Here is a 21,776-nt window from a genome sequence, read left to right on the forward strand (position 1 = left end):
CCGGGTTTTTTATTGCCGTCGTCTGTGCAATTGTCTGAGGCCAGTTTGGATCGCGGAGCGAGAGGCGTAGGATCAAGCCGGCCTGTGGCGCGCGCGGACCTTGAATCGGACCTCGAATGTGCCGTCGCCTGCCTTGAACCGAGTCTGAAAAACCCGTTGACACTCACAAATTGTTACACGTAGGATCCGGGGTCTTCAGGGAGCAACAACTGGGTCATGGAATGACTGGTCAGCCGTAATAGCATGCGTGCTACAGGCACGTCCTTCGACAAGTCTTCCTGCATTTCCCGCGGGAAAGCATCCCTGTTATCTGGTTGTGATTTGCCTCTGACCAGAGGGCCGGTTTTCATTCGATTAGTGAAAGACAGCGCTATCTCGACAGAGGGGTTTCCAACGAGCTGCTGAACATTTGTCGTATGCAAGCCTGCCTCTGTGTTGCCCGCTTGACGTTTACCGCCGCAACCACTCTGTTCGCCTTGCACGTTCAAGGCGGCAAGCCCCAAATATTCAAAAGGAACTGAATATGTTTGTTCGTAGTATCCGCGATGTTGAAAAAACCGATTTTTTCGTCGAGTGGGGCTCAGGCACCAGCCACCGTCTGCTGACAGAGCAGGACGGAGTCGGCTTCACCCTTTGCCACACTGTGGTTCGAGCCGGTACGGAATCGCTACTTCATTACCGCAATCATCTCGAGGCTTGCTATTGCATCGGTGGTGAGGGCGAAATCGAAGACATGGAGGGCACCATCCATGCAATCCGTCCGGGAGATATGTACGTTCTGGACAAACATGATCGTCACTATCTGCGTGGTGGCAAGTTCACGGACCTTATTCTGGTCAGCGTTTTCAATCCTCCCCTCGCAGGAACCGAGCGCCACTCAATAAACAATCAGAGTGCCTCTTCGTACTGAGTTCCGAAATGGACTATCTGTTCGACGGGACAGTCGTTTCCAACCAACGAGTAACGAGACGATAGGGGCTTTTTCAGACCTGTTGAGTGACTGTGCGGAGTTGATGATATGAAATTGTTCAGGCCGTTGCTTCAGCGGCCCGTAGCCTTACTGTGGGGAGGGTTGGCGCTTTCTTCAATCGGTGACGAACTCTTCGCGATTGCCATCGCCTGGATGGCGGTGCAGATCGCTGGAACCGATGCAAGCTGGCTCAGTGCTTTACGCGGTGCTGCCGCGTTGGCAGGTGCTTTGCTGGGGGGGATATGGGCAGAGCACTGGGACCACCGTCGCACGATGATCGGTGCCGACCTGGCGCGGGCCGGGCTTGCCTTGATTCCGGTGCTTGCTTGGGGGTTCGGCATCATGAGTCTGTGGATGCTGGCGGTTCCGCTCATGCTCATGATGATCGTCAACTCGCTGTTCGAGCCGGCGCTACGCGCCAGTCTTCCGCGGATTGCCGCGGCGCCGGACCAGCTGCAATCGGTCAACGCGCTGTTCGATGCCATCATCCGGGTCGCCCGGGTGATCGGGCCAATGCTGGCAGCGGCGATTACGCTGCTGATTCCGATCGAGCATCTGTTTACCCTGAACAGCATCACCTTCCTGATCTCCGCGTGGGCGGTCATGAAGTTGAGCAAAGCGCTGCCGCGCCAACCCGCAAAGGCAACAAGCCGGCGTGCCGGATTTACCGCCGGTTGGAGAAGTCTTGCGGGACGCAGCCAGATGCAGGCGGTGTATGTGTGTGCGGGACTGGGCAATGTTGCCTGGAGCGTGGGTATATCGATCGGCATGGCGCTGGCAGTCGTCAAATACGATATCCAGGGATTCGGCGTACAGGGTTTTGCTGCCTACGGCCTGATCATGGGGGCTTACGGGGCAGGGAACCTGATCTCCATTTTTGTTGTGGGCAATCTGCAGATCCGCCGCTTGTATCACGGGTTTACCTTCGGTTCCGTGGTCAACGGCCTGGGCATCGCGATCATCGGTGCGGCCGTGCTGTACCTGCCACCGGAACACGTCCTGACGGGGATGATGGTCGGCGCAAGTCTTGCGGCACTCGGCGGGCCACTGATCGACATCTCATTCATTCTGCTGATTCAAACCCGGTTCAGGCAAAGCGAAATCGCCGGGCTGGCACGGCTGCGTTTTGCGGCGCTGGGCGCCTCGATTCTGATTGCCGGTGCCTGCGGTGCTGCGCTGTATGCCCGCTTTGAAACCGGCCTGGTTATTGTCGGCGCCGGGATTTTCGAAGTGATCGTGGGGGCAATTGTGCTGCTCGCCCCCAAGGATAACGAAGTCTTACAGGCGAACAGGGAAGACGGCTCTTCGTCGTCATCCTTGGCGGATGGTAGCGAGGTGGCCCGATGAAACAGTTCCATGACTATGTAAAAGACCACGCCGAGCGAACGCCGGACAAGATTGCGCTGACCATCAGTGGCCGAAAGATCACCTACGGAGCATTGGACGAACTCGCCTGCGTGGTAGCCCGGCAGTTAGTGGGCACGGGGATGGCAGCGAGTGATCGGGTCGCACTTCATGCACCCACTTCCATCGAAACCATCGCCTGCGCGCTGGGCGTCATGAAAGCCGGATTCGTCCTGGCGCTGATGCATTACGGTATCGCCGCCGAAAAACTGATCCATCAACTTAACGATATCAAGGCAAAGACCTTGATCGTACCGGCAAGTGCTAGCCTCGTTGAGTTGACCGGGAAGGTCCATTTACAGTTCGTCTTGCACATGGGCGATTGGCACACCAGCCGATTTGCCGGGTTGAATGAAGCGTTCCCGGAGTGTGATGGGGGGCTTGAGGGCAGTGAAGTCCGCGTCATCTTTCACACCAGTGGTTCGACGAAAGACTCGAAAGGCGTGGCGGTCAGCAACAGCAATATGATGGCGGCCTACACGGCGGTTTCCAGTTATCTGGGGGACTTCGCGGATGCGGTCATTCTGAACTTCTCACCTCTGCATTTTGATTACGGCTTTTACAACATAATGATGCCGTTGCTCGGCGGTGGTCATTCGGTTTCCGAAAATGCACTGCCTGAGCAGCCGGAGCATTTGCTCGATTTGATTCAACGCCGAGGCATAACCGGGATGCATATTCTGCCACCCGCCATTCACTACCTCTTGCAGGCCGACCCCGACACGTTTCAACCGCAAAAAATCAAATCCCTGAAGTACATTGCCAGCAGCGGGCAGGCGTTGCCACCCAAGCATATACAGCTATTGCGAGCGCTCCTTCCAGGCGTTGCCGTTTACTCCATGTATGGCCTGACGGAGTGCAAGCGAGTTGCGTATTTACCTCCAGAGCAACTTGATCAACGCCCCGGTTCGGTGGGTAAGGCGATTCCTGGGGTCAAGGTGTTCCTGGTTGACGATGCCGGGCAACTGATTACCCGGCCTGATTGTGTGGGAGAGCTTGTAGTCGCGGGTGATCTGGTGATGCTCGGTTACTGGAACAAGCCAGAACTGACCCGCCAGGTCGTTAAAAACAATCTGTTCGGTGAAACGCGGGTTTACTTCACCGGTGACCTGTTCAAACGGGACAGTGAACAGTATCTCTACTTCGTGGGTAGAAAAGACAACGTATTTACGCGGCGGACTTTTCAGGTAAACCCCCGGGAAATCGAGCACGTTATCGTCGCCCATGAGGCTGTGAGCGAAGCGGTTGTCATTGCCTTTCCCGATGAAGTGGCCGGTCAGGTTCCAAAGGCCTGCGTGGTATTGAAAGAAGGCCATGAGTTGTCCGCTGATGCGCTCATCCAGTACTGCGCCACGCAGTTGGATTGGTACATGGTGCCCGCCATTGTCAGTTTTCATGCGGCGTTGCCCCGTAACCTCAACGGCAAAACCACGGCGCATCTCCTGGCCGCCGGCGCTATAGCCATTTAATAAATACTCAATGCGTAAATGGAATTACGGAAATGACCACTGATTCAAACCCTGCGTTTGTCGATTCTGCCATGAACAAACTGGCCGATTATTTTGACGATCTGGCCAACGGGAGAGTGCAGGTGCCCAAGCAGCCTGTGACAACGAGAATACGCGAGCGTATCCAGGACGATGATGTAAGGGCCTACCATGATTTGCTGGTGACGCAGGCGGGTCCGCTTTTTTCGCACTTCCTGGCCAGTGTGCCGGGGATTGTGGAGGAGCTTTCGCGCATCGGTGTGGCGCTCGACCGATATACCCGTGAGCGACGAAAAAAAGACGAGCGGAACTTTTCCCTGTGGGAAATCGATGCGTTTGACGGGAGCAGTGCAAGAGCCTTGGCGAAGTATTCCAATGGGGCCATCAGAACCCTGACCAATTCTCCGAACAAAGCCAACCAGCAACATTTCGACGCCCACGCCGACAAGGAAATCTCTGCGTTTTATTCGGGGTCATTTCTTCAGATCACAGAGGATATCGTGGCGGATTCCTTAGGCGTCGACAGCCCGTTTTTCGGGGTCGACTACCTCTATGAGATGGCGGCCTTTCAGTTCTATGGCAGAAACAGGGATGAGCACCTGAGGTTCGTTTCCCGCTTTTTGCGAGAGGATGGCCTCGCTTTCTTCCTGGAAAAATGCAATCAGAGCGACATCCAAGAGTATGAGCGACGCGAGCGGGTAAAGGACGAAAAGCACAAGTCTCATTATTTTTCCGAGGCGCAGATAGCCTGGAAAAGGGAGGCCATGTTAGTGCAGATGGAAAACGGTCAGATCCTTTTCTCTGATTTCGTCGAAGCCGCGTCCCGCTATTTTTCTCATATTTATGTCATCTGGAACGGCACCAATTTCTATGAGTTTGTGGCGTCCAATGACGAAAACAGCATCAGCAGGTTCATCGAACTGCTAGGCGAGCCCTTTATCCCCGAAGGTTTCTGCTTCGAGTCTCCGGTTGTCAGGAAACTTTCCCGTCCCTAATGCTGATTGTCGAGGTAACGAAGTTCATGGACTGGATGGCTAACCTGTCATTGGAACATCATGAAACCTGTGATCGCGCGCGAAAACTGCTTGGCCGGTGGCGGGCCCGTGCCGCTGAAACCGAACAGGCTCGCTGTATTTCGCCGCAGACGGTGGAGGAATTGCATGCAGAAGGACTTATGCAGTTATTTGTGCCTGGACGCTATGGTGGGCTGCAACGCGACTGGCCAACCCTGGTTGAAGCATCCCGAATTGCCGCACGAGCTTGTCCGTCGACCGGTTGGATGATCGGCCTGGTGGGCAGCCATGCGGCGATTGTCGGGCGGCTTCCTCCCGCCTGTCAGGAGCAGGTCTTTGCCGATGGACCCGGGCAGATCATAGCGACTGCTTCCGTGTCCAAAGAGGTCTCGATCCTGAAGCAAGATGGTGGTTTTCGTATCGACGGAACATGGCGTTTCAGTTCAGGAATTGATCATGCCAACTGGGTGATCGTGTCCGGCAAGGATCCTCGTGACGGCCAGACGCTGTTGTTCACGCTCCGGGCGGATCAGGTTCAGGTCGAGGATGTCTGGGATGTCGCTGGAATGTGCGGTACCGGATCAAAAGACCTTCGGCTGGATGATGTCTTTGTGTCAGATGTTTGGGTCGTCTCGCAATCCGAGTGTTTCGGCCCGGCACCGACAGGCGCCAGGCACAATCCGGACGGCTACCTGTTTGATGTGGAGTTCATTCCGTATCTGGGCAGTCTGCATATAGGCCCGGTGCTTGGCTGTGCGGAGGGGGCCTATGATGATTGCATTGCAACACTGCGAAATCGCGGGGACTCTAAGGCGGACGCCGTTTCAAGGGCTCGGCCAATACTGCTGGAACGACTTGCGGAAAGTGCTGCGCAGTTGAGCTGTGCCAGGCACCTTTACCACGCCATTGCCTTGTTGTTGCATGACGCCGGTGTCGCTGGCAGGTCACTGTCGGTGCAAGAACTGCTCACCCTCAAGCGAGATCGCGCGTATCTGGTTCGGTCATGTGTGCAGGCCGTTCAGCGGCTGGTGCAGCAAATGGGGACTGCGGTGATTTTCGAGGCGAGCCCGGTGCAGCGACACTGGCGTGACCTTCAGGTGATGGCGTCCCATCTGGATGTGAATTGGGATACCGCAATGCTCGCCTATGGAGATTTTGCGATGGATCATCACCCCTGTGATCCGGCTATGAAGGGTTAGGCTGCGGGGGATTGTCATCGGCTGAGCACCTCAAGCGTCGACCCTGCCATAGAAATAGTAACGCAAGCAGGTCAGTGCTTTTTAGCCAGTCGGATGAGGGCAGAAGAGCCGGGAGGGAAGGGTGGTAGAGCGAAGGTCCAAGTAGAAACTGTATGCGGCTATTGAGACAATTAATCAGCTCTACTAAATGGTTATTTAGCATAGTTATAATCTATTAGATGTATGGCTGTTATAGTTTTGGTATTTTATGGGAGGGCAATCTACATGACCATCAATGCATTCGATACTCACATTCCAGACGCTGAAGCAGTGATTGCTGCATTGGCTCTGGAGCCTCACATGGAAGGCGGTTTCTACCGAAGAACCTTTCAATCGGATCACCACGCTATGGTCGAGATCAATGGGGGTAAACGTCATTTGATGACTTCAATTTATTACTTGCTGACCAAGGATTCGCCGATCGGTCATTTCCACCTGAATCAATCGGACATCGTTCATTACTACCATTTGGGAAACCCGATTCAGTACAGCCTGATTTTTCCAGACGGCACGTTGAATACTGTGGTGATGGGCAGCGACGTTATTGCCGGGCAATGTTTGCAGTTGCATGTACCGGGTGGCGTCTGGAAAGCTTCGCAGCTTATGAATGGTTTGGCGGAATACGGTTTGATCAGTGAAGCGGTTTCACCAGGGTTTGATTTTGCAGATATGGAGATGGGCAGCCGGCAGAAGCTCGGAGTGCAATTTCCCGAGCATGCGGAGCTGGTTGGAAAGCTGACGCAAGGATGAGGGCTTAGGCGAATCCAGGGCTTCAAAATCTGCGTGCAACCAGGCTAATCCTGAAATACATTGTTGCGTGTAATGTATATTATGTTAAATGCTGTGTCAGGACGGAACTTCTACTAAAGGTTCTTTCAAGCTACCAATCCCCGATCCCTGTTTGAGCCAACTCAATACCCCGGCTCCAGCAATCGACGCTCGAACCGTCTGATCATATATGACCCACCCCGGGAAGCTTCGGCTCAGAGCTCGATGACAGGCACCCAGATCAAAGCATCAGCCGGCTACCGCTGCGGCGACAAACCAGCTAACGATCTATATCTACGGCTATCTCAACCGCATCAAGGCCGGCGCATCGAAGGACTCTATAGATCTCAGAAATCACCTGCATCGTTGCGTCTTCGATCGTTCCTTCATTACGGCATAAAACCCAGCCGTGATCTGCAATCGCTCGCTCGAACGCCTTGGTACAAGCGACATGTTCTTCCAGCTTATGGAGCACAGTACTGCTCAGCCCGCGCCGTCGTGCCGCTGCCCTCGCCCATGAGATTTCAGGGGCGGTGACAACCCCGACATGCAGGTCTGGCACTTGCACGTTTCGATCAATGTTCAACTGTAGAATCTCTGCAAACGGGACTATCCGGCGAAACGCGGCATCAGACGGATACCAGCGATCGATCAAGATGATGCTGCCTGGTGGCTGTTTAGCCAGCACGTGCCGGGAAATCCAGGTACGGCTATCAGCAAAGCGCTCACAAACCTCCAACTCCAAATCCCGGGTGGGATTTCTGACGAGCTTGTTAACGAGGGCCATTGTTTCACCCCTATAGGGATCGCTTTTTTTCTCGCAAAGTCGGATCACCTTTTTGTTGTCTGCCCTCAGTACTTTCGTAACGGCCTCCAACAGTGTGGTTTTGCCGGCTCCCTTGGGCCCATCTAGAGAAACAAACAGCGAACGATTCATTCTTCACATAACGATTGAAATACGGTTTTTTTTGCCCGGCTCGTTCGCTGGAACCGCTTGGCGCGACTACGCGAATCGAGTGGAGGGCCCTTATGAACAGACATTGATGAACACTCTAACCCGGTTTCTGGCTAACGGGCCTCCATGCCCATCAAAACACCACCCTTATCCGGAAAAACAGGGCTTGAGCGCAACGCCCTTCACCTGAAACAGATATAGGTGAAGGGCGTTGCACCAATGGTTCAGCCAAGGTGGGTCGTGCCGGGCTTAGCGGGATGCGAGAACACCATTCAACTTCGCCACTTGCGTAGCCAATGCGTCCATCAGATCTGGCGACAAGCAATCATACGGTTCCAGACCGAGCGCGCGCAGTTTTCCGCGGATTTCCTTCATGTCCTCCGGTGGGGTGCCGGTTTCGATGATCGACGAAACGAAAGCTGCAAAGCCCGGTGCAGCCCACCCTTTTTGCGGGGATAGCTCGGTATGCACAAAATCCAGGCCATAGAACGCGTGGTCTTTATTTTCGATGCGGCCGTACATATGTGCATGGCACTCTTTGCAGGCATGTCGTTGAATAGTCGCGCTCTCGTCGACGATAACCAGCTTCTCAGCGTTCGCGGTGACGCTGACTTTATCGCGGGGAACGACAGCAACGACCGCGAATTTCGCACCTGTGGGCTTCCAGCATTTGCTGCAGCCACAGGCATGATTGTGCAGGGTCTGGGCGTCAATCCTGATTTCAACCTTATCAGTCGGACACAGGCATTGCAGGGTGCCGCCAGAGAAGTTTGCAGAGCTTGGCTCTATTCCGCTGTCCAGCGAAGGATGAAGCTTCAATTTGCTCACGATAAACCTCCAATATCAGGGTGGTATTGGAACTGGACCTGGAGCCTGAGCTCCAGGGTGCGGATCAGTATTTGATAGTGCCCTCATGCATCAGATCGAAGGCCTCATTAATACGTTCAAGTAGTATGGTACGAGTGGCGAAGGGAGCCAGATCGATTTCGCGCGTTCCGAGATGTTCACCCGCCTTCCTGTAGACCCAACCTCCCCCTTCATTGAAAACCCGCAATGGCAGGTTCCTTCAACACCTCGGCATGAATATCAATACCCATGCCGAGGCACATCCCATGATCGAACCTGAACCACCGTCTCCGCGAGCCCGTTCCCACAGGCATCGCTCGCTACCTGAGTAAGCGTCAACAGAACGTTATTTTTTCGAAACACCTCAAAATATCTCGCAACCGCTAATCAGTTAGTCCGGTTTTTTGACACTTCCCCGATACGCGGTCACAACTTTTGCCCTCCGTTGGGTCATAACACGGTACCTGTCGATGGAATATTGGCATTTACCGAGGTTTTCGCCTGATACGGAGATAAGCTCATGATTTTAAATGTACAAAATTTTGGCGCCAAAGGAGATGGCATCACTGACGACACAGCGGCGATACAAAGTGCAATTGATGCGGCGGCCGCTGCAGGCGGGGGGCAGGTGTATATGCCCACCGGAACTTATATCGTTTCGGGCGGTGAGGAACCCTCCGACGGTTGCCTGATGCTCAAGAGCAACGTCTACCTGTACGGCGACGGCATGGGCGCAACCACCGTCAAGGTGGCTGACGGCTCCGACACCAAGATCACGGGAGTCATCCGCTCCGCCTATGGCGAGGAAACTCACGACTTCGGCGTCAGCAACCTCACCATTGACGGCAACCGTGACAGCACCACCGGCAAGATCGACGGCTGGTTCAACGGCTACATTCCCGGCGAAGCAGGCTACGACTCCAACGTTACCCTCGACAGCGTCGAGATCAAGGATTGCTCCGGGTACGGTTTCGACCCCCACGAGCAGACCGTCAACATGGTCATCAAGAACAGCGTGTCCCACGGCAATGGCCTGGACGGCTTCGTGGCTGACTTCCTCAGCGACAGCACCTTCGAAAACAACATCGCCTACGACAACGACCGGCACGGTTTCAACATCGTTACCAGCACCCACGATTTCACGCTCACCAATAACGTGGCCTACAACAACGGCGGCAATGGCATCGTGGTGCAGCGCGGCAGCGAGGACATCCCCTCCCCCAGCAACATAACCATCACCGGTGGCGAGGTGTACGGCAACGGCGCCGAAGGGGTGCTGATCAAAATGTCCAGCGAGGTGACGGTCAGCGGCGTCGACATCCACGACAACACCAGCGCCGGGATACGCATCTACGGCAGTAACCACGTCGAGATCATCGACAACACGCTCACCAACAATTCCCTGGGCAGCCCCGTACCGGAAATCATCATCCAGTCCTACAACGACACCTTGGGCGTGTCCGGCAAGTACTTCAACGGCAGCGATAACTCCATCCAGGGCAACATCATCATCGGCAGCGACCTGTCGACCTACGGCGTCGCCGAGCGCAACGAAGACGGCACTGATCGCAACGCCATTATTGGCAACACCATCAGTCACACCAGCAAGGGCGCCACGCTGATCTATGGCGACGGCAGCTACGTCAGCGCCACGGTGCCGATGACCACCGTGCAAGGTACGGCTGGCAATGACATCCTGTTGGGCAGCGCTGCCAGCGAGATTTTCTACGGCGCTGCCGGCAACGACACCATCAATGGCGGGGCCGGTGGCGACATTCTGGTGGGGGGTGCAGGCATCGACAAACTCACCGGCGGTACCGGCGCCGATACGTTCCGTTTCGTCGCTCAGTCCGACAGTTACCGCAACGCAACCACAAGCTTCGATGACACCATCACCGACTTCGATGTCACTCAGGACAAGATCGACCTCGCCGGCCTCGGTTTCACCGGCCTGGGCAATGGCCGTGGCGGCACCCTGCAGGTCAGCTACAGCGCCAGCAGCGACCGCACCTACATCAAGGACTACGATGCCGACGCCAGCGGCAATCGTTTCGAGCTGATCCTCTCGGGCAACCTCGCCAGCACTCTGACAGCCAGCAATTTCATCTTCAATCGTGTGCTCACCGGCACCAGCGGCAGCGACTCGCTGCTGGGTAGCGATTCGGCCGACACCCTCCTCGGCCTGGCGGGCAACGACAGCCTCAGTGGCGGCGCGGGCGACGACAAGCTCGACGGCGGCGCAGGCATGGACACCCTCACCGGCGGCGCTGGAGCGGACATCTTTGTGTTCTCCAATCGCCTGGACAGTTACCGCAACTACAACACCGGCGGTGCCAACCTTGGCGACCTGATCACCGATTTCGATATCACCGCCGACAAGATCGACCTCTCGGCCATAGGTTTCACCGGCTTGGGGGATGGCAAGAACAACACCGTGTACGTGGTGCTCAACAGTGCCGGCACCAAAACTTACATCAAAACCCTGACCGCCGACGCCAATGGCAACCGCTTCGAAGTGGCACTCGACGGCAACTACCTCGGCAAGCTGACCAGCGCCAACTTCGTCTTCGCCTCGTCGTCACCGACCAACCAGGCGCCGGTGCTGGCCACGGCGTTGCTGGATCAGAACGCGACCGAAAACACCCCGTTCAGCTACGCGGTGCCGGCCACCAGCTTCACCGATCCGGATAATGACAGCCTCAGCTACACCGCGACCCTCGCCGATGGCAGCGCCCTGCCCGTGTGGCTGAGCTTCAATGCCACCAACCTGACCTTCACCGGCACGCCGACCAGCACCGCGTCCGGCAATTACAACGTGCTGGTCAAAGCCACGGACCCGGCCGGTGCATCGGTCAGCGATAGCTTTGCCCTGGTAGTGGCCGATGCGCCCGCCAACACCATCACCGGCACCAACAACGCAGAAACCCTCAACGGCACGGCGGGCGCAGACCTGATCCTCGGCCTCGGTGGCAACGACACAATCAAGGCCGGCACCGGCGCGGACATCGTCGACGGCGGCGCCGGACGCGACTCGCTGTACGGCGGCGATGGTGCCGACACCTTCCGCTACGCCAACGTGCTCGACAGCTACCGCGACTACGACACGGGTGGTATCACGGCCACCGACACGATTTATGACTTCACCGTGGGCGTCGACAAGATCGATGTTTCAGGCCTGGGCTTTGTCGGCCTCGGCGATGGCCGCCATGGCACGTTGTACATCACCCTTAACGCGGCCGGCGACAAGACCTACATCAAGTCCGCCGAAGCGGATGCCGATGGCAATCGTTTTGAAATCGCCCTCAACGGCAACTACCTCAACACCCTGACCGCCAGCGACTTCGTGTTTGGCGAGAGCACCCAGCAGGACATCCTCTACCTGCCCACCCTCGGCCAATCCAATGCGCGCCTGCTGCGCATGACGGAGGACGACAATCAGTCCGGCACCTCGATGCTGGTCAACGACCTGGACCGCTACACCCCCTATGACGTGCGCAGCCAGTTCACCGATGCCAATGGCAACGGCATCGACATCGCGGTGGGCGGCAGCACGGTCACCGGCCTGTCGACGCTCAGCACCGAGGAACTCCAGTTGTGCTGGTGGCTGACCGACACCAACCAACCCGGGGCTGCGCTGTTGCGCGCCGTGACGCTGCTGCGGGACCAGCGCACCGAACTGCAATCCATCGATAACGTCACTATGGGCATCATTTGGGGCCAGGGCGAGGAAGCCGCCCAGGAGATCGGCCGCGCCACGGACAAAGCAGCGGCAGCAGCGGCCTACAAGGCCGCGACCCTGAAGGTGTTTGATTACCTGCATGCCCAGTTCGGCAACTTCAACGTGTACATGATGGAAACCGGTCACTACGAACAGGACGCGGCGCGTGCCCGTGGTTATTCGGAGGAGAAAATTGCCTCCATCGTCGAGGGGGTTGGCTATGTCCGCGCCGCCCAGGAAGCCATCGCCGCCGAGCGCGCCGACGTCAAGCTGGCGGTGGACTACACCGACCTCCCCTTGCGCTACGAGGTCGATCCGCTGGCGTATCCGGACGACGTCTGGCACCTGCACGAGGAGTCGGCAGAGATCGTCGGCCAGCGCCTGGCCGACTACATCGCCAATGACCTTGGCTTCCAGGGCAACCCCAACGACAACAACAGCGTGCAGGACATCTTCGACAACGCTCAGAACATGATTTCCGGTACCGACCAGGCGGATACCCTGGTGGGCAGTTCGGGCAACGACACGCTGGATGGCCACCTGGGCGCCGACACCATGACCGGTGGCAATGGCAACGACGTCTATGTGGTCGATAACGCGTCCGACCGCGTGGTGGAAACCAACACCTCGACCTCGCAGATTGACACGGTGCAGGCCTCGGTCAGTTGGACCCTGGGCGCCAATCTCGAGAACCTGGTGCTCACCGGCGTGTCGGCCATCAACGGCACCGGCAATGAGCGGCACAACTTCATCACCGGCAATGCCGCCAATAACGTGCTCAATGGTGCCGTCGGGGACGACAGCATGAGCGGCGTCGATGGCAACGACACCTACTATGTCGACAACGCCGGCGATACCGTGATCGAGATCAACAGCAATGCGGCATCTGGAGGAATCGACAGTGTGCACAGCAGCTTGGCCGCCTATACCCTCGGCAACAACGTCGAGCGTCTGTATATCGATAGCACTGGCGCGGCCAATGGCACGGGCAACGCGTTGGACAACACGCTGTTCGCCGGAACCGGCAACAATGTGCTGGACGGGCGCGATGGCAATGACACGGTGTCTTTTGAACGCGCCCTGTCCGGCGTGACCGTAAACCTCTCGACGTCAGCGCAACAAAACACCGTGAGTTCCGGGCTCGACACCTTGAAACTCTTCGAAAACCTGACGGGAAGCGCCTACGCCGACAGTCTGTCGGGCAACAGCGCCGCGAACGTTCTGAATGGTGGTGCGGGCAGCGATACGCTGGTGGGCGGTTCGGGCGATGACCGGCTGATCGGCGGTGCAGGCACCGACAACCTCACCGCTGGCACGGGCGCGGATACCTACGCGTTTGGTGCTCTGTCCGATATGGGCGTCGGGGCTTTGCGTGATGTGATCAACGGCTTCAAGAGCACCGAGGGCGATCTTCTGGATTTCACCGGCCTGGACGCCAACCCGCTGACCACCGCTGTCGACGCGTTCACCTTCATCGGCAGCAACGCCTTCGACCCTGCCGACGCCACCGGCCAACTGCGCTTTGCCGATGGCATTCTCTACGGCAGTGTCAACGCCGGCGCCACCCCCGAGTTCGAAATCCAATTGGTGGGCGTACAGGCGCTGCATGCCAGCGATTTCACAACCTTGGGTTAGGCCACATCCTGTGGGAGCGATCATGCCCGCTCCCACAGGGAATTTGCAGAGGCCATCGAACGCGCCTATCGGGAAAGTTCACAGGCCATTACAACCATCCCAATTTCAGCCAAGTCAGTTTTGAACGGGATCTCACCGATTTTTTGGAAACCGAAACCCTCATAGAAGCGCCGCGCATTTGAATTGGTCTTGAGCACGTCAAGCCAGAGCAAGCGTTCTCCGCGCTCTATCGCTCGGTTGCAAATGAAGCGCAGAAGCTGTTTCCCATACCCTCGCCCTGCTTCGGATTTGAGGAAGTAAATCTTTTGAAGCTCCACGCCCACTTCGCCAGTTAAAGGCGCAGGTGCCGACCAGTTAATTTTGGAAAAGCCTACGACCCTACCGCTTTCGTCTGAGGCTATAAGCCACAAATGGCTAGCGGATGATTCGAGTGATTGGCCGAGCGCGCTGGGTGAGAAGTCTCGATTGAGGAAGCCCTGCATACCGGCGAGAGACCAAATGGCCGAAAAATGCTCTCGGTAGGTCTTACAGCCGACTTCACGTAGAACATCGAGGTCGGCTTTGGTAGCTTCACGAATGTTGATCATATTCCTCCCTGGTTTATCGCATGGAGCGTTTGATGGGAGCTCCCTGCGACAAAATTTGCATTAGTTGCCAAGGGCCAACCTGAGCTCGGTTCTCTCGACACCAAAGCAGAGGCTCAACCCATCTCATTGATGCAGACCACTTTGGGTTGCGTCATGTCCTCGTAGGCAAATCGAACACCTTCTCGCCCCAGACTGCCGTACTTGAAGCCACCGAAAGGCATGGCATCAAAACGATAATCGGAAGAATCATTGATCATCACCCCTCCGGCTTCAATTTGCCGCGCCAATTTCAAGGCCTTGGAAAGATCACGGGTGAAGAGTCCCGCATGCAAGCTGTATTCTGGCGCATTGGCCAGAGCAACGGCGTCATCCAGATGGTCAAAAGGCTCCAGGATGACCACCGGTGCGAAGACCTCCTGTTGCCAGATCCGACTGCTATGGCTTACACGCTCCAGCACAGTTGGCGCATAGCTTCCCACTTGACGATGGTGTCCGCACAGAAGAAGAGCCCCCTCGGCCAGCGCCTCATTCACCCACTGTTCGGTGCGACGAGCCGCCTGCTCCGTAATCATTGGGCCAACATCCGTTGCTCGCTGATCAGGATCGCCAAGTACCAATGCACGCGTTTGGCTGACAAAACGCTCGCGGAAATCTTCGTAGATTGAACGGTGTACGAGGATGCGCTGCGTGCCGATGCAATTCTGTCCTGCTGCCCAGAAAGCACCTGATACACAAGACTCTACGGTCGGTTCAAGATCACAATCTTCGAGCACGAGAACCGGTGCATTTCCCCCCAGATCCATGGCCAACTTCTTCAAGCCTGCACTACGAGCAATGGACTCTCCAGTGGCAAAACCACCTGTGAAAGAGATCATCCGTACTTCGCGCAGCTCCACCAGTGCTTTACCCAGATCGACGCCTCCCGTCGCCGGGGTCACCACGGACGGAGGCAGACCCGCCGCCACCAGACACTCAACCAGCTTGAGAGCTGACAACGGTGCGAGCTCTGAAGGTTTCAGAATCACTGCATTGCCACCGGCGATGGCCGGGCCCAGTTTATGGGCGACCAGGTTCAGCGGATCGTTGTAGGGGGTGATCGCGACGATAAGTCCCAACGGTTCGCGAGTGAACCAGCCTTGGCGCGATTCTGAGCCTTCATATGCCTCAAATGGAATCACTTCCCCGGCGTTACGACGAGCCTCATCCGCCGATAGCTTCAGCGTGTTCACACAACGCTTCACTTCCTTCTCTGCTTGTCGCAGCGTCTTTCCGGCCTCTGCAACAATGAGTCTGGCAAACGCTTCAGCCTCAAGTTCCACCCGCCTAGCCGCTTCCTCAAGGACGCGTGCACGAAAGTGACGAGGCATTGCCGCACTCTCACGCACGCCAATTCGCGCACGCTCCAGCAAGCCAGGAACAGCGGTTGCATCGAGGCAAGGCACGCTTCCCACCAAGCGACCATCGAATGGACTGAACACATCAATCTGTTTGGCATCAACAAGCTGGATACTGGCCATGCTGGATACACTCATGACGACTCTCCTGTTACTTGCCGTGGGTGGTATGGATGGCGATGATGTCTGACAGCAGCGCGAAGGCAGTCTCGGTACGTCCTGCCCCAGGACCGGATACCGTAACGGCACCCAGCAATGCCGTGTTGAACGACACCGCGTTGGTGGCACCGCAAATACCGGCGAGAGGATGCGAATTCGGCAGCAGTCGAGCCTCCACACTCGCCCGAACCGAGCCATCAACTTCGCGACTTGCAGAGCCGATCAGCTTCCAACTGGCACCGTTGGCGCTTGCCTGAGCGATGTCTTCTGGGCTGATGCTGCTGATCCCCGAGCAAGCCACATCGCTGACGTTCAATCGAGCATTGAGCAGTTCGTTGGCGAGGATCACTACCTTGAGGCGGACGTCAAACCCCTCTACATCAGCAGTTGGGTCGGCCTCGGCGTAGCCGAGTTGTTGAGCCTGAGCAACTGCGTCGTTAAACGTCAGGCCGTCCTTCATGCGGGTCAGCACGTAATTGGAAGTCCCGTTCAGGATGCCTTCAAAGCCTTGAACCTCTGCACCTGCCAGCGCCTGTCTTGCCAGACGAATCACCGGCGTACCGCTCATGACCGAACCTTCGTATTCGAAGGCAACACCATGACGACGGGCCAAATCCTTAAGCTCAGCGCCGTGCAATGCAATGGGCCCCTTGTTGGTGGTCACAACATGGATGCCGCTTTCCAGAGCCCAGCGGCAGAAGGTAGTAGCGGGCTCACCATCGACAGGGTTAGTGAAGGTGGCTTCAGCAATCATGTCAGCACCGGAATGCTTGATGACGGTTTCGTTTAACGCCTCAGCGGTGCCTCCAGGCAGATGAGCGAACGCCCCCTTCTCGATAGGCAGAGCGACCAACTGCTTTGCATCCAGCCCCTCTTTAGCAACGATGGAACCAAGAAAAATATCAGTCACACCGACGATTTTGATCCCAAAACCCAGCGATGCTTTCCACTCGGCGTTGCGATCTGCAATCAATTGAGCCAGGCCACGGTTGACGCCACCAAAACCCACCAGGGCAATTTTGTATTCAGTCATGAAAGCAGTCCTCTTGGATGTTGTTCGACAGGAACATCGTAAGAGTCGGGCTTTGGCAGTTGAATATGGCAGAGTGCTGTATTTGTTGGTCATTCTGCCCGTACAGGAAAACGAGGTGTACAGAGGCAGAAAGCCTGATGCCGGTAAGTTGGAGCGACGAAAATCCTGTGGGAGCGTGGCTTGCCCGCAAAGAATGCACCGCAGTTTTTCAGGTACTACGCGTCATCGTTCTTCGCGGGCAAGCCACGCTCCCACAGGTTCTGCGTCTTAACTTACCGGCATTAGGCAGAAAGCCCCTTTTTTTGTGTTCAGAACACTGCAGAAAGAACGAATGAGGTGACGGTGTTTTCCACCCCAGGCATCGCCGAGATTTCCTTCCAGACGAGGTGGACGCGTTCGGGTGAGGCTGCATTGACTCGAAGCATCAGATCAAACTCACCACTCAAGACTTCACACTGAACCACCTCGGGGAGCGAGCGCAGCGCGGCAAGTACCTCTTCCCCACGCATGCGGTCGTAGCGGTAGACAAAGATCACGGCACTGATCAGCGATGAAGGCCGTCGGGAATCACCGAGACGCACCGTATACCCCTGAATGGCGCCGTCTCGCTCAAGACGCTCAATGCGCTGTCGCACAGCATTGCGAGACAAGTTGACCTTGGCGCCCAGCTCAACATGGGCGACTCGAGCATTCGCTGTAAGTTCGGCGAGGATGCGCTCATCCAGCGGATCCAGAATGCGCTTCATACCTGCCTCTGCTGCGCCAACAAGAGGGCTTGGCACAGACCCTCCAGATCGCCTTTAGCCAAGTAGGGTGGCTGAGCGGAAATGTCGGGAGTCGTTGGCACCTCTCCCCGCCAGACACCTAATTCGGACAATAGGACCGCAGACTTGGCCGGAGCAATTTGCCCAAAGGTCACCATCGGAGCCCCCAGGCTGCGCCGATGAATTCGGCCAGCCAGCACACCAACAGCGGTATGTGGATCGATTGCAGACCCGGTTTCACGGAACAACTTGACGACTTCGTCGCGAACCTGTGATTCGTCTACCGCATAGGAATCGAACAGCACTCGGGCCCGGAGCCACTGCTGGTTGCCAATGCTTAACTCGCCGCAGTCCTCAAAATGCTCCATCAGCGCCTTCACTGAGCCCCCATCGTGCCCATACAGCTCCCAGATGAACCGTTCCAGGTTGGAGAAAAGAGAGAAATCCATCGCGGGAGATAACGTACGGTTACTCACTCGGGTCGAATAGCGATTGCGATGAATGAACTGGTGAAGTGCATCATTACTGTTCGTAGAAATGATCACCTGGTTGATGGGTAATCCCATTTTCTGGGCAAGGTAGCCGGCGTAGATCTCAGCAGAGCTGGCCGCTGGAACGCTGAAGCCTACAGGACGTGTCCCTGCGCCCAGCTGCAAGGCCGCGTGGAAATAAAAAACGATCTGTGCGAGGACACCGACCCAGTTGGTGGAGTTGAAACAGACCGGTATTACCCCCTCTAACGGCCAGTCACGCAAGAGCCGGGAGACCAACGTCTGGCAGTCGTCGAAATTACCGTCTACCGGGAAAAGCTGAACCCGCTCTGGGTCCGCCGCTTGCAGGGCAGAGAGTTGTTCAGCCGGTACCCCATTGCGCGGATACATAATCGCCATGCGAGTGCCCGGGCAGTTAGCGAATGCCTCAAGCGCCGCCAGCCCGGTATCACCATTGGTCGCACCGACGATCAGCGCCTCGCCACCGACCTCACCCAGGAAATGCGCCACCAAACGCGATTGCAGTTGTGCAGCGAAGTCTTTGGAAGAATGGGTCGGGCCATGAAACAGCTGGAGTATCCACTCGTTATGGCCAATCTGCTCAAGCGGCGTAATAGCGCGATGATTAAAGTTCCGATAGCTGTCGCTGAGCAAGGCACGCAACGTGCTTTCGTCCATGGAAGAGCCAACGTAGGGTGAGACCACTCGCCAGACCAGCTCATCGAATGGCAGCCACGACCAACTGGTAATCTGCTCCTCAGTGAAGACAGGCAAACTTGCCGGGACATAGAGACCGCCATCTTCGGCAAGCCCCGACAGAACCACACTGCGAAAGTCCGCCCGCACTTCACCGCCGCGTGTGCTTACGTAATACATGGATGACTCCGAATTACAAAGGGCGGTGGGCTTGAGCCACCAGCCATGTAGAAAAAGTCGCGGCATCAGGCGAGAGCACCTCGGCCTGCTCGCGCACTAGATAAAAGGACTCGCTGGCTTCAATTCGGTGACTGAAGGGAGCAATCAGGTGCCCACTCTTGAGCAAGTCTTCCACGACGGAAGACCGCGCCAAGGCAACGCCCTGACCCAGTTCCGCCATGCGGATTGTGGAAATCAGTGTGTCGAACTGAAGACCACGGGAATAATCGACATCGTCTGCACCCACCCGCTTCAACCAGTAACCCCAACCTTCCTCGTATCCCAATACATGTAACAAAGAATGGTTCATCAAATCGCGAGGCTCACGTATCGGTGAGCTGGCCATGAGCTGTGGCGAGCAAACGGGCTGGAGGATGTCCCACGTTAATCGCTGAGCGTGCAATCCCGACCACTCTCCGCATCCCCAGCGAATCTCCAGGTCATCCTCTCCATCGGGTTCCTTCACCCAAATGTTGCTGATATATCGGATATCGATTTGCGGATACTCTCGACAAAAATCTGCGAGCCGAGGGGCCAACCAATAGTGAAGGAAGGAAAGGCTGCCACGCACCTTCACATGCCTTCGATTGCGCTGGCCAAAAATCTCGTTTGTACCCACTGCAAGACGACTGATCGCGTCTTGAACTACCGGCAGGTACGACTGCCCTTCTTCCGTCAATCCAAGCCCTCGGGGCAGGCGCTTGAATAGCGCCACACCGAGATGACACTCCAACTGACGGATCTGCTGACTGACTGCACCTTGAGTCAGGTGCAGCTCCTCGGCTGCATGGGTGAAGTTCAAATACCGCGCCGATGCTTCGAATGCCCTCAGCCAATTCAGGGGCGGTAGTGATTTTTGACTCATCGGCGCAACCTCATCGGGAATTAACTCTGCTCAATCATTGCCTGAGCTATTCACGCTGCGCCAGCGGAATGATTGACAGCCGCGGCTAATGCCAACCGCTCTTCCCGCTTCTTGCGAGTGATCCAATAAACAAAGTAGCACCACGCGATAAACGGAAGACCGAAGTAAAGCGCCACTCTCTGCTCAGGATCAAAAGCAATACCGACACAGGCCAGCAAGCAACACAACAGCGCACCAATGGGAACCCAAGGGTAGCCGCGCACCCGGAAATGCAGATCTTCAACTCGTCCGCCATTGGCCACGTAATGACGTCGGAAGGCGATTTGGCTCGCGGCGATGCTCATCCATACGACCACGACTGCAAGGCCCGAAATCGACACCAGGGCCAAGTAAACCGTGTCAGGGGCAAGCACACTGCTTAGCAGAGATGCCACAGCACCCGCCATACTCAAAACAATCGCGTTAACCGGTGTGCCCCGGCGCGAAAGCCTGGCGTAGCGCTTGGGCATGTGCCCTTGATCACTCAACGTCCAAAGCATGCGCGAAGCTGCATACAGCCCCGAGTTAGCGGCGGAAATCAAGGCGGTGAGAATGACGAAGTTCATAATGTCAGCTGAGTACGGGATGCCAATCAGCTCAAACACCATCACGAACGGACTTTCAATGATTCCCGCCTGCTCGCGGGGCAGCAACGTCGCCAGTACGAAAATCGTACCCACGAAGAACAGCGCCAAACGGACTACTGTCGTGCGGATCGCCTTGGGAACGCTTGTCTGAGGGTCCTGCGCTTCACCGGCGGCAATCCCGATAAGCTCAGTCCCGGAAAATGCGAAGGAGACAGCTAGAAGTGTCATCGCAATGGGTAAGAAACCCGTCGGGAAAAGCCCTTCACGGGTAAAATTCGAGAGCCCGACACCCTGCAAGTGCTGTACTTGGAAGAGACCGAAAATGGCCGCACCACCAATGACAATAAAAGTAATAACGGTCAAAACTTTGATGAGTGAAAGCCAGAACTCGGTTTCTGCAAACAAACGAACAGATGCAACGTTGCTTGAAAAGACCGCCATGGCAAAAAGCGCGCTCCAGATCCAGACCGGTGTATCAGGGAACCACCGAACCATCAGGATACCCGCAGCCGTAAACTCAGAGCCAATAGCGACCGCCCAAGTGAGCCAGTACAACCACGCCACGGTATAGCCCGTGCCTGGGCCCAGGTATCGAGTTGCGTAACTACTGAAAGATCCGGTTTCTGGCATCTGTACCGCCAACTCACCGAGACAGACCATTACCAGATACACCATCACAGCACCGATGATGTAGGCAATCACCGCGCCGAGCGGCCCTGCCTGATTAACGGTGTAACCGGAAGTAAGGAATAATCCCGTGCCGATAACACCGCCCAACGCCAACATGACAATGTGGCGGCTCTGCATTTCTTTCTTGAAGTTTGATTCTGGATCGGGCTGATCATTTTTTACTTGAGTGGTCATCGCTATATTCTCATGAAATGTTCGGACAAATTTCCTTGTCACTG

At 56.3% G+C, this 21,776-nt stretch carries 16 protein-coding genes; 7 read left to right on the plus strand and 9 right to left on the minus strand.

Going from position 1 to position 21,776, the window contains the following annotated elements:
* Positions 1 to 523: 523 nt before the first annotated feature.
* The 6 genes from TU81_RS03385 (at position 524) to TU81_RS03410 (ending at position 6,862) form a co-directional block, all read left to right on the plus strand.
* Positions 524 to 910, plus strand: coding sequence for an ectoine synthase (locus tag TU81_RS03385; protein ID WP_038983728.1), 387 nt, complete (start codon positions 524 to 526; stop codon positions 908 to 910).
* 108 nt (positions 911 to 1,018) lie between these two features.
* Positions 1,019 to 2,317 (plus strand): MFS transporter, encoded by a 1,299-nt coding sequence (locus TU81_RS03390; protein WP_048393375.1) that lies wholly within the window; start codon positions 1,019 to 1,021, stop codon positions 2,315 to 2,317.
* A complete protein-coding gene (locus TU81_RS30580) occupies positions 2,314 to 3,843 on the plus strand; it encodes a class I adenylate-forming enzyme family protein (RefSeq protein ID WP_197282307.1) in 1,530 nt (509 codons plus the stop codon). Before TU81_RS03390 ends, TU81_RS30580 begins: the two co-directional genes overlap by 4 nt.
* Positions 3,844 to 3,875: 32 nt before the next feature.
* Positions 3,876 to 4,856: a hypothetical protein gene (locus tag TU81_RS30585; protein WP_038983274.1), complete on the plus strand. Its 981-nt coding sequence runs from the start codon at positions 3,876 to 3,878 to the stop codon at positions 4,854 to 4,856.
* A gap of 26 nt (positions 4,857 to 4,882) precedes the next feature.
* Positions 4,883 to 6,073, plus strand: a complete 1,191-nt coding sequence (locus tag TU81_RS03405) for an acyl-CoA dehydrogenase family protein (protein WP_048393657.1) — start codon at positions 4,883 to 4,885, stop codon at positions 6,071 to 6,073.
* A gap of 264 nt (positions 6,074 to 6,337) precedes the next feature.
* Positions 6,338 to 6,862 (plus strand): cupin domain-containing protein, encoded by a 525-nt coding sequence (locus tag TU81_RS03410; RefSeq protein ID WP_048393377.1) that lies wholly within the window; start codon positions 6,338 to 6,340, stop codon positions 6,860 to 6,862.
* A gap of 298 nt (positions 6,863 to 7,160) precedes the next feature.
* On the opposite strand, the gene TU81_RS03415 is transcribed toward TU81_RS03410, so the two are convergent.
* Positions 7,161 to 7,817 (minus strand): dTMP kinase, encoded by a 657-nt coding sequence (locus tag TU81_RS03415; RefSeq protein WP_048393379.1) that lies wholly within the window; start codon positions 7,815 to 7,817, stop codon positions 7,161 to 7,163.
* A gap of 267 nt (positions 7,818 to 8,084) precedes the next feature.
* On the minus strand, positions 8,085 to 8,663 hold the full coding sequence (gene gfa / locus TU81_RS03420) for an S-(hydroxymethyl)glutathione synthase (protein ID WP_038983277.1): 579 nt from the start codon (positions 8,661 to 8,663) through the stop codon (positions 8,085 to 8,087).
* Positions 8,664 to 9,201: 538 nt separating this feature from the next.
* On the opposite strand from gfa, the gene TU81_RS03425 reads away from it, so the two are divergent.
* The gene (locus TU81_RS03425) at positions 9,202 to 14,034 is read left to right on the plus strand and encodes a M10 family metallopeptidase C-terminal domain-containing protein (protein ID WP_048393381.1); all 4,833 of its coding nucleotides are present in this window, start codon (positions 9,202 to 9,204) and stop codon (positions 14,032 to 14,034) included.
* A 65-nt stretch (positions 14,035 to 14,099) separates the two neighbouring features.
* Here the strand turns inward: TU81_RS03425 and TU81_RS03430 are convergent, their stop codons facing one another.
* The 7 genes from TU81_RS03430 to TU81_RS03460 all read right to left on the minus strand — a co-directional run bounded on the left by TU81_RS03430 (position 14,100) and on the right by TU81_RS03460 (position 21,732).
* Complete coding sequence (locus tag TU81_RS03430; protein ID WP_038983279.1) at positions 14,100 to 14,621, minus strand: GNAT family N-acetyltransferase; 522 nt, start codon at positions 14,619 to 14,621, stop codon at positions 14,100 to 14,102.
* A 113-nt stretch (positions 14,622 to 14,734) separates the two neighbouring features.
* Positions 14,735 to 16,153 (minus strand): aldehyde dehydrogenase family protein, encoded by a 1,419-nt coding sequence (locus TU81_RS03435; protein ID WP_048393383.1) that lies wholly within the window; start codon positions 16,151 to 16,153, stop codon positions 14,735 to 14,737.
* A 13-nt stretch (positions 16,154 to 16,166) separates the two neighbouring features.
* Complete coding sequence (locus TU81_RS03440; protein WP_048393385.1) at positions 16,167 to 17,207, minus strand: homoserine dehydrogenase; 1,041 nt, start codon at positions 17,205 to 17,207, stop codon at positions 16,167 to 16,169.
* 308 nt (positions 17,208 to 17,515) lie between these two features.
* Positions 17,516 to 17,953 (minus strand): Lrp/AsnC family transcriptional regulator, encoded by a 438-nt coding sequence (locus TU81_RS03445; protein WP_038983282.1) that lies wholly within the window; start codon positions 17,951 to 17,953, stop codon positions 17,516 to 17,518.
* Positions 17,950 to 19,338 carry a threonine synthase gene (thrC, locus tag TU81_RS03450; protein WP_048393387.1) on the minus strand — a complete coding sequence of 463 codons (1,389 nt, stop codon included), beginning with the start codon at positions 19,336 to 19,338 and terminating at the stop codon, positions 17,950 to 17,952. Before thrC ends, TU81_RS03445 begins: the two co-directional genes overlap by 4 nt.
* A 13-nt stretch (positions 19,339 to 19,351) precedes the next feature.
* Positions 19,352 to 20,242, minus strand: coding sequence for a LysR substrate-binding domain-containing protein (locus TU81_RS03455; RefSeq protein WP_038983284.1), 891 nt, complete (start codon positions 20,240 to 20,242; stop codon positions 19,352 to 19,354).
* A gap of 50 nt (positions 20,243 to 20,292) precedes the next feature.
* A complete protein-coding gene (locus TU81_RS03460; RefSeq protein ID WP_038983285.1) occupies positions 20,293 to 21,732 on the minus strand; it encodes an amino acid permease in 1,440 nt (479 codons plus the stop codon).
* Positions 21,733 to 21,776 lie beyond the last annotated feature (44 nt).

It is taken from the genome of Pseudomonas lini, from assembly GCF_001042905.1.
Taxonomy (GTDB): domain Bacteria; phylum Pseudomonadota; class Gammaproteobacteria; order Pseudomonadales; family Pseudomonadaceae; genus Aquipseudomonas; species Aquipseudomonas lini.

Bases quoted from the DNA above. Each gene is read 5' to 3' on its own strand.
- TU81_RS30580 (WP_197282307.1), top strand. From the start codon at position 2,314: ATGAAACAGTTCCATGACTATGTAAAAGACCACGCCGAGCGAACGCCG.
- TU81_RS03435 (WP_048393383.1), bottom strand. From the start codon at position 16,153: ATGAGTGTATCCAGCATGGCCAGTATCCAGCTTGTTGATGCCAAACAG.
- TU81_RS03410 (WP_048393377.1), top strand. From the start codon at position 6,338: ATGACCATCAATGCATTCGATACTCACATTCCAGACGCTGAAGCAGTG.
- TU81_RS03430 (WP_038983279.1), bottom strand. From the start codon at position 14,621: ATGATCAACATTCGTGAAGCTACCAAAGCCGACCTCGATGTTCTACGT.
- TU81_RS03425 (WP_048393381.1), top strand. From the start codon at position 9,202: ATGATTTTAAATGTACAAAATTTTGGCGCCAAAGGAGATGGCATCACT.
- TU81_RS03445 (WP_038983282.1), bottom strand. From the start codon at position 17,953: ATGAAGCGCATTCTGGATCCGCTGGATGAGCGCATCCTCGCCGAACTT.
- TU81_RS03455 (WP_038983284.1), bottom strand. From the start codon at position 20,242: ATGAGTCAAAAATCACTACCGCCCCTGAATTGGCTGAGGGCATTCGAA.
- TU81_RS03460 (WP_038983285.1), bottom strand. From the start codon at position 21,732: ATGACCACTCAAGTAAAAAATGATCAGCCCGATCCAGAATCAAACTTC.
- TU81_RS03415 (WP_048393379.1), bottom strand. From the start codon at position 7,817: ATGAATCGTTCGCTGTTTGTTTCTCTAGATGGGCCCAAGGGAGCCGGC.
- TU81_RS03405 (WP_048393657.1), top strand. From the start codon at position 4,883: ATGGACTGGATGGCTAACCTGTCATTGGAACATCATGAAACCTGTGAT.
- TU81_RS30585 (WP_038983274.1), top strand. From the start codon at position 3,876: ATGACCACTGATTCAAACCCTGCGTTTGTCGATTCTGCCATGAACAAA.
- TU81_RS03390 (WP_048393375.1), top strand. From the start codon at position 1,019: ATGAAATTGTTCAGGCCGTTGCTTCAGCGGCCCGTAGCCTTACTGTGG.
- TU81_RS03385 (WP_038983728.1), top strand. From the start codon at position 524: ATGTTTGTTCGTAGTATCCGCGATGTTGAAAAAACCGATTTTTTCGTC.
- thrC (WP_048393387.1), bottom strand. From the start codon at position 19,338: ATGTATTACGTAAGCACACGCGGCGGTGAAGTGCGGGCGGACTTTCGC.
- TU81_RS03440 (WP_048393385.1), bottom strand. From the start codon at position 17,207: ATGACTGAATACAAAATTGCCCTGGTGGGTTTTGGTGGCGTCAACCGT.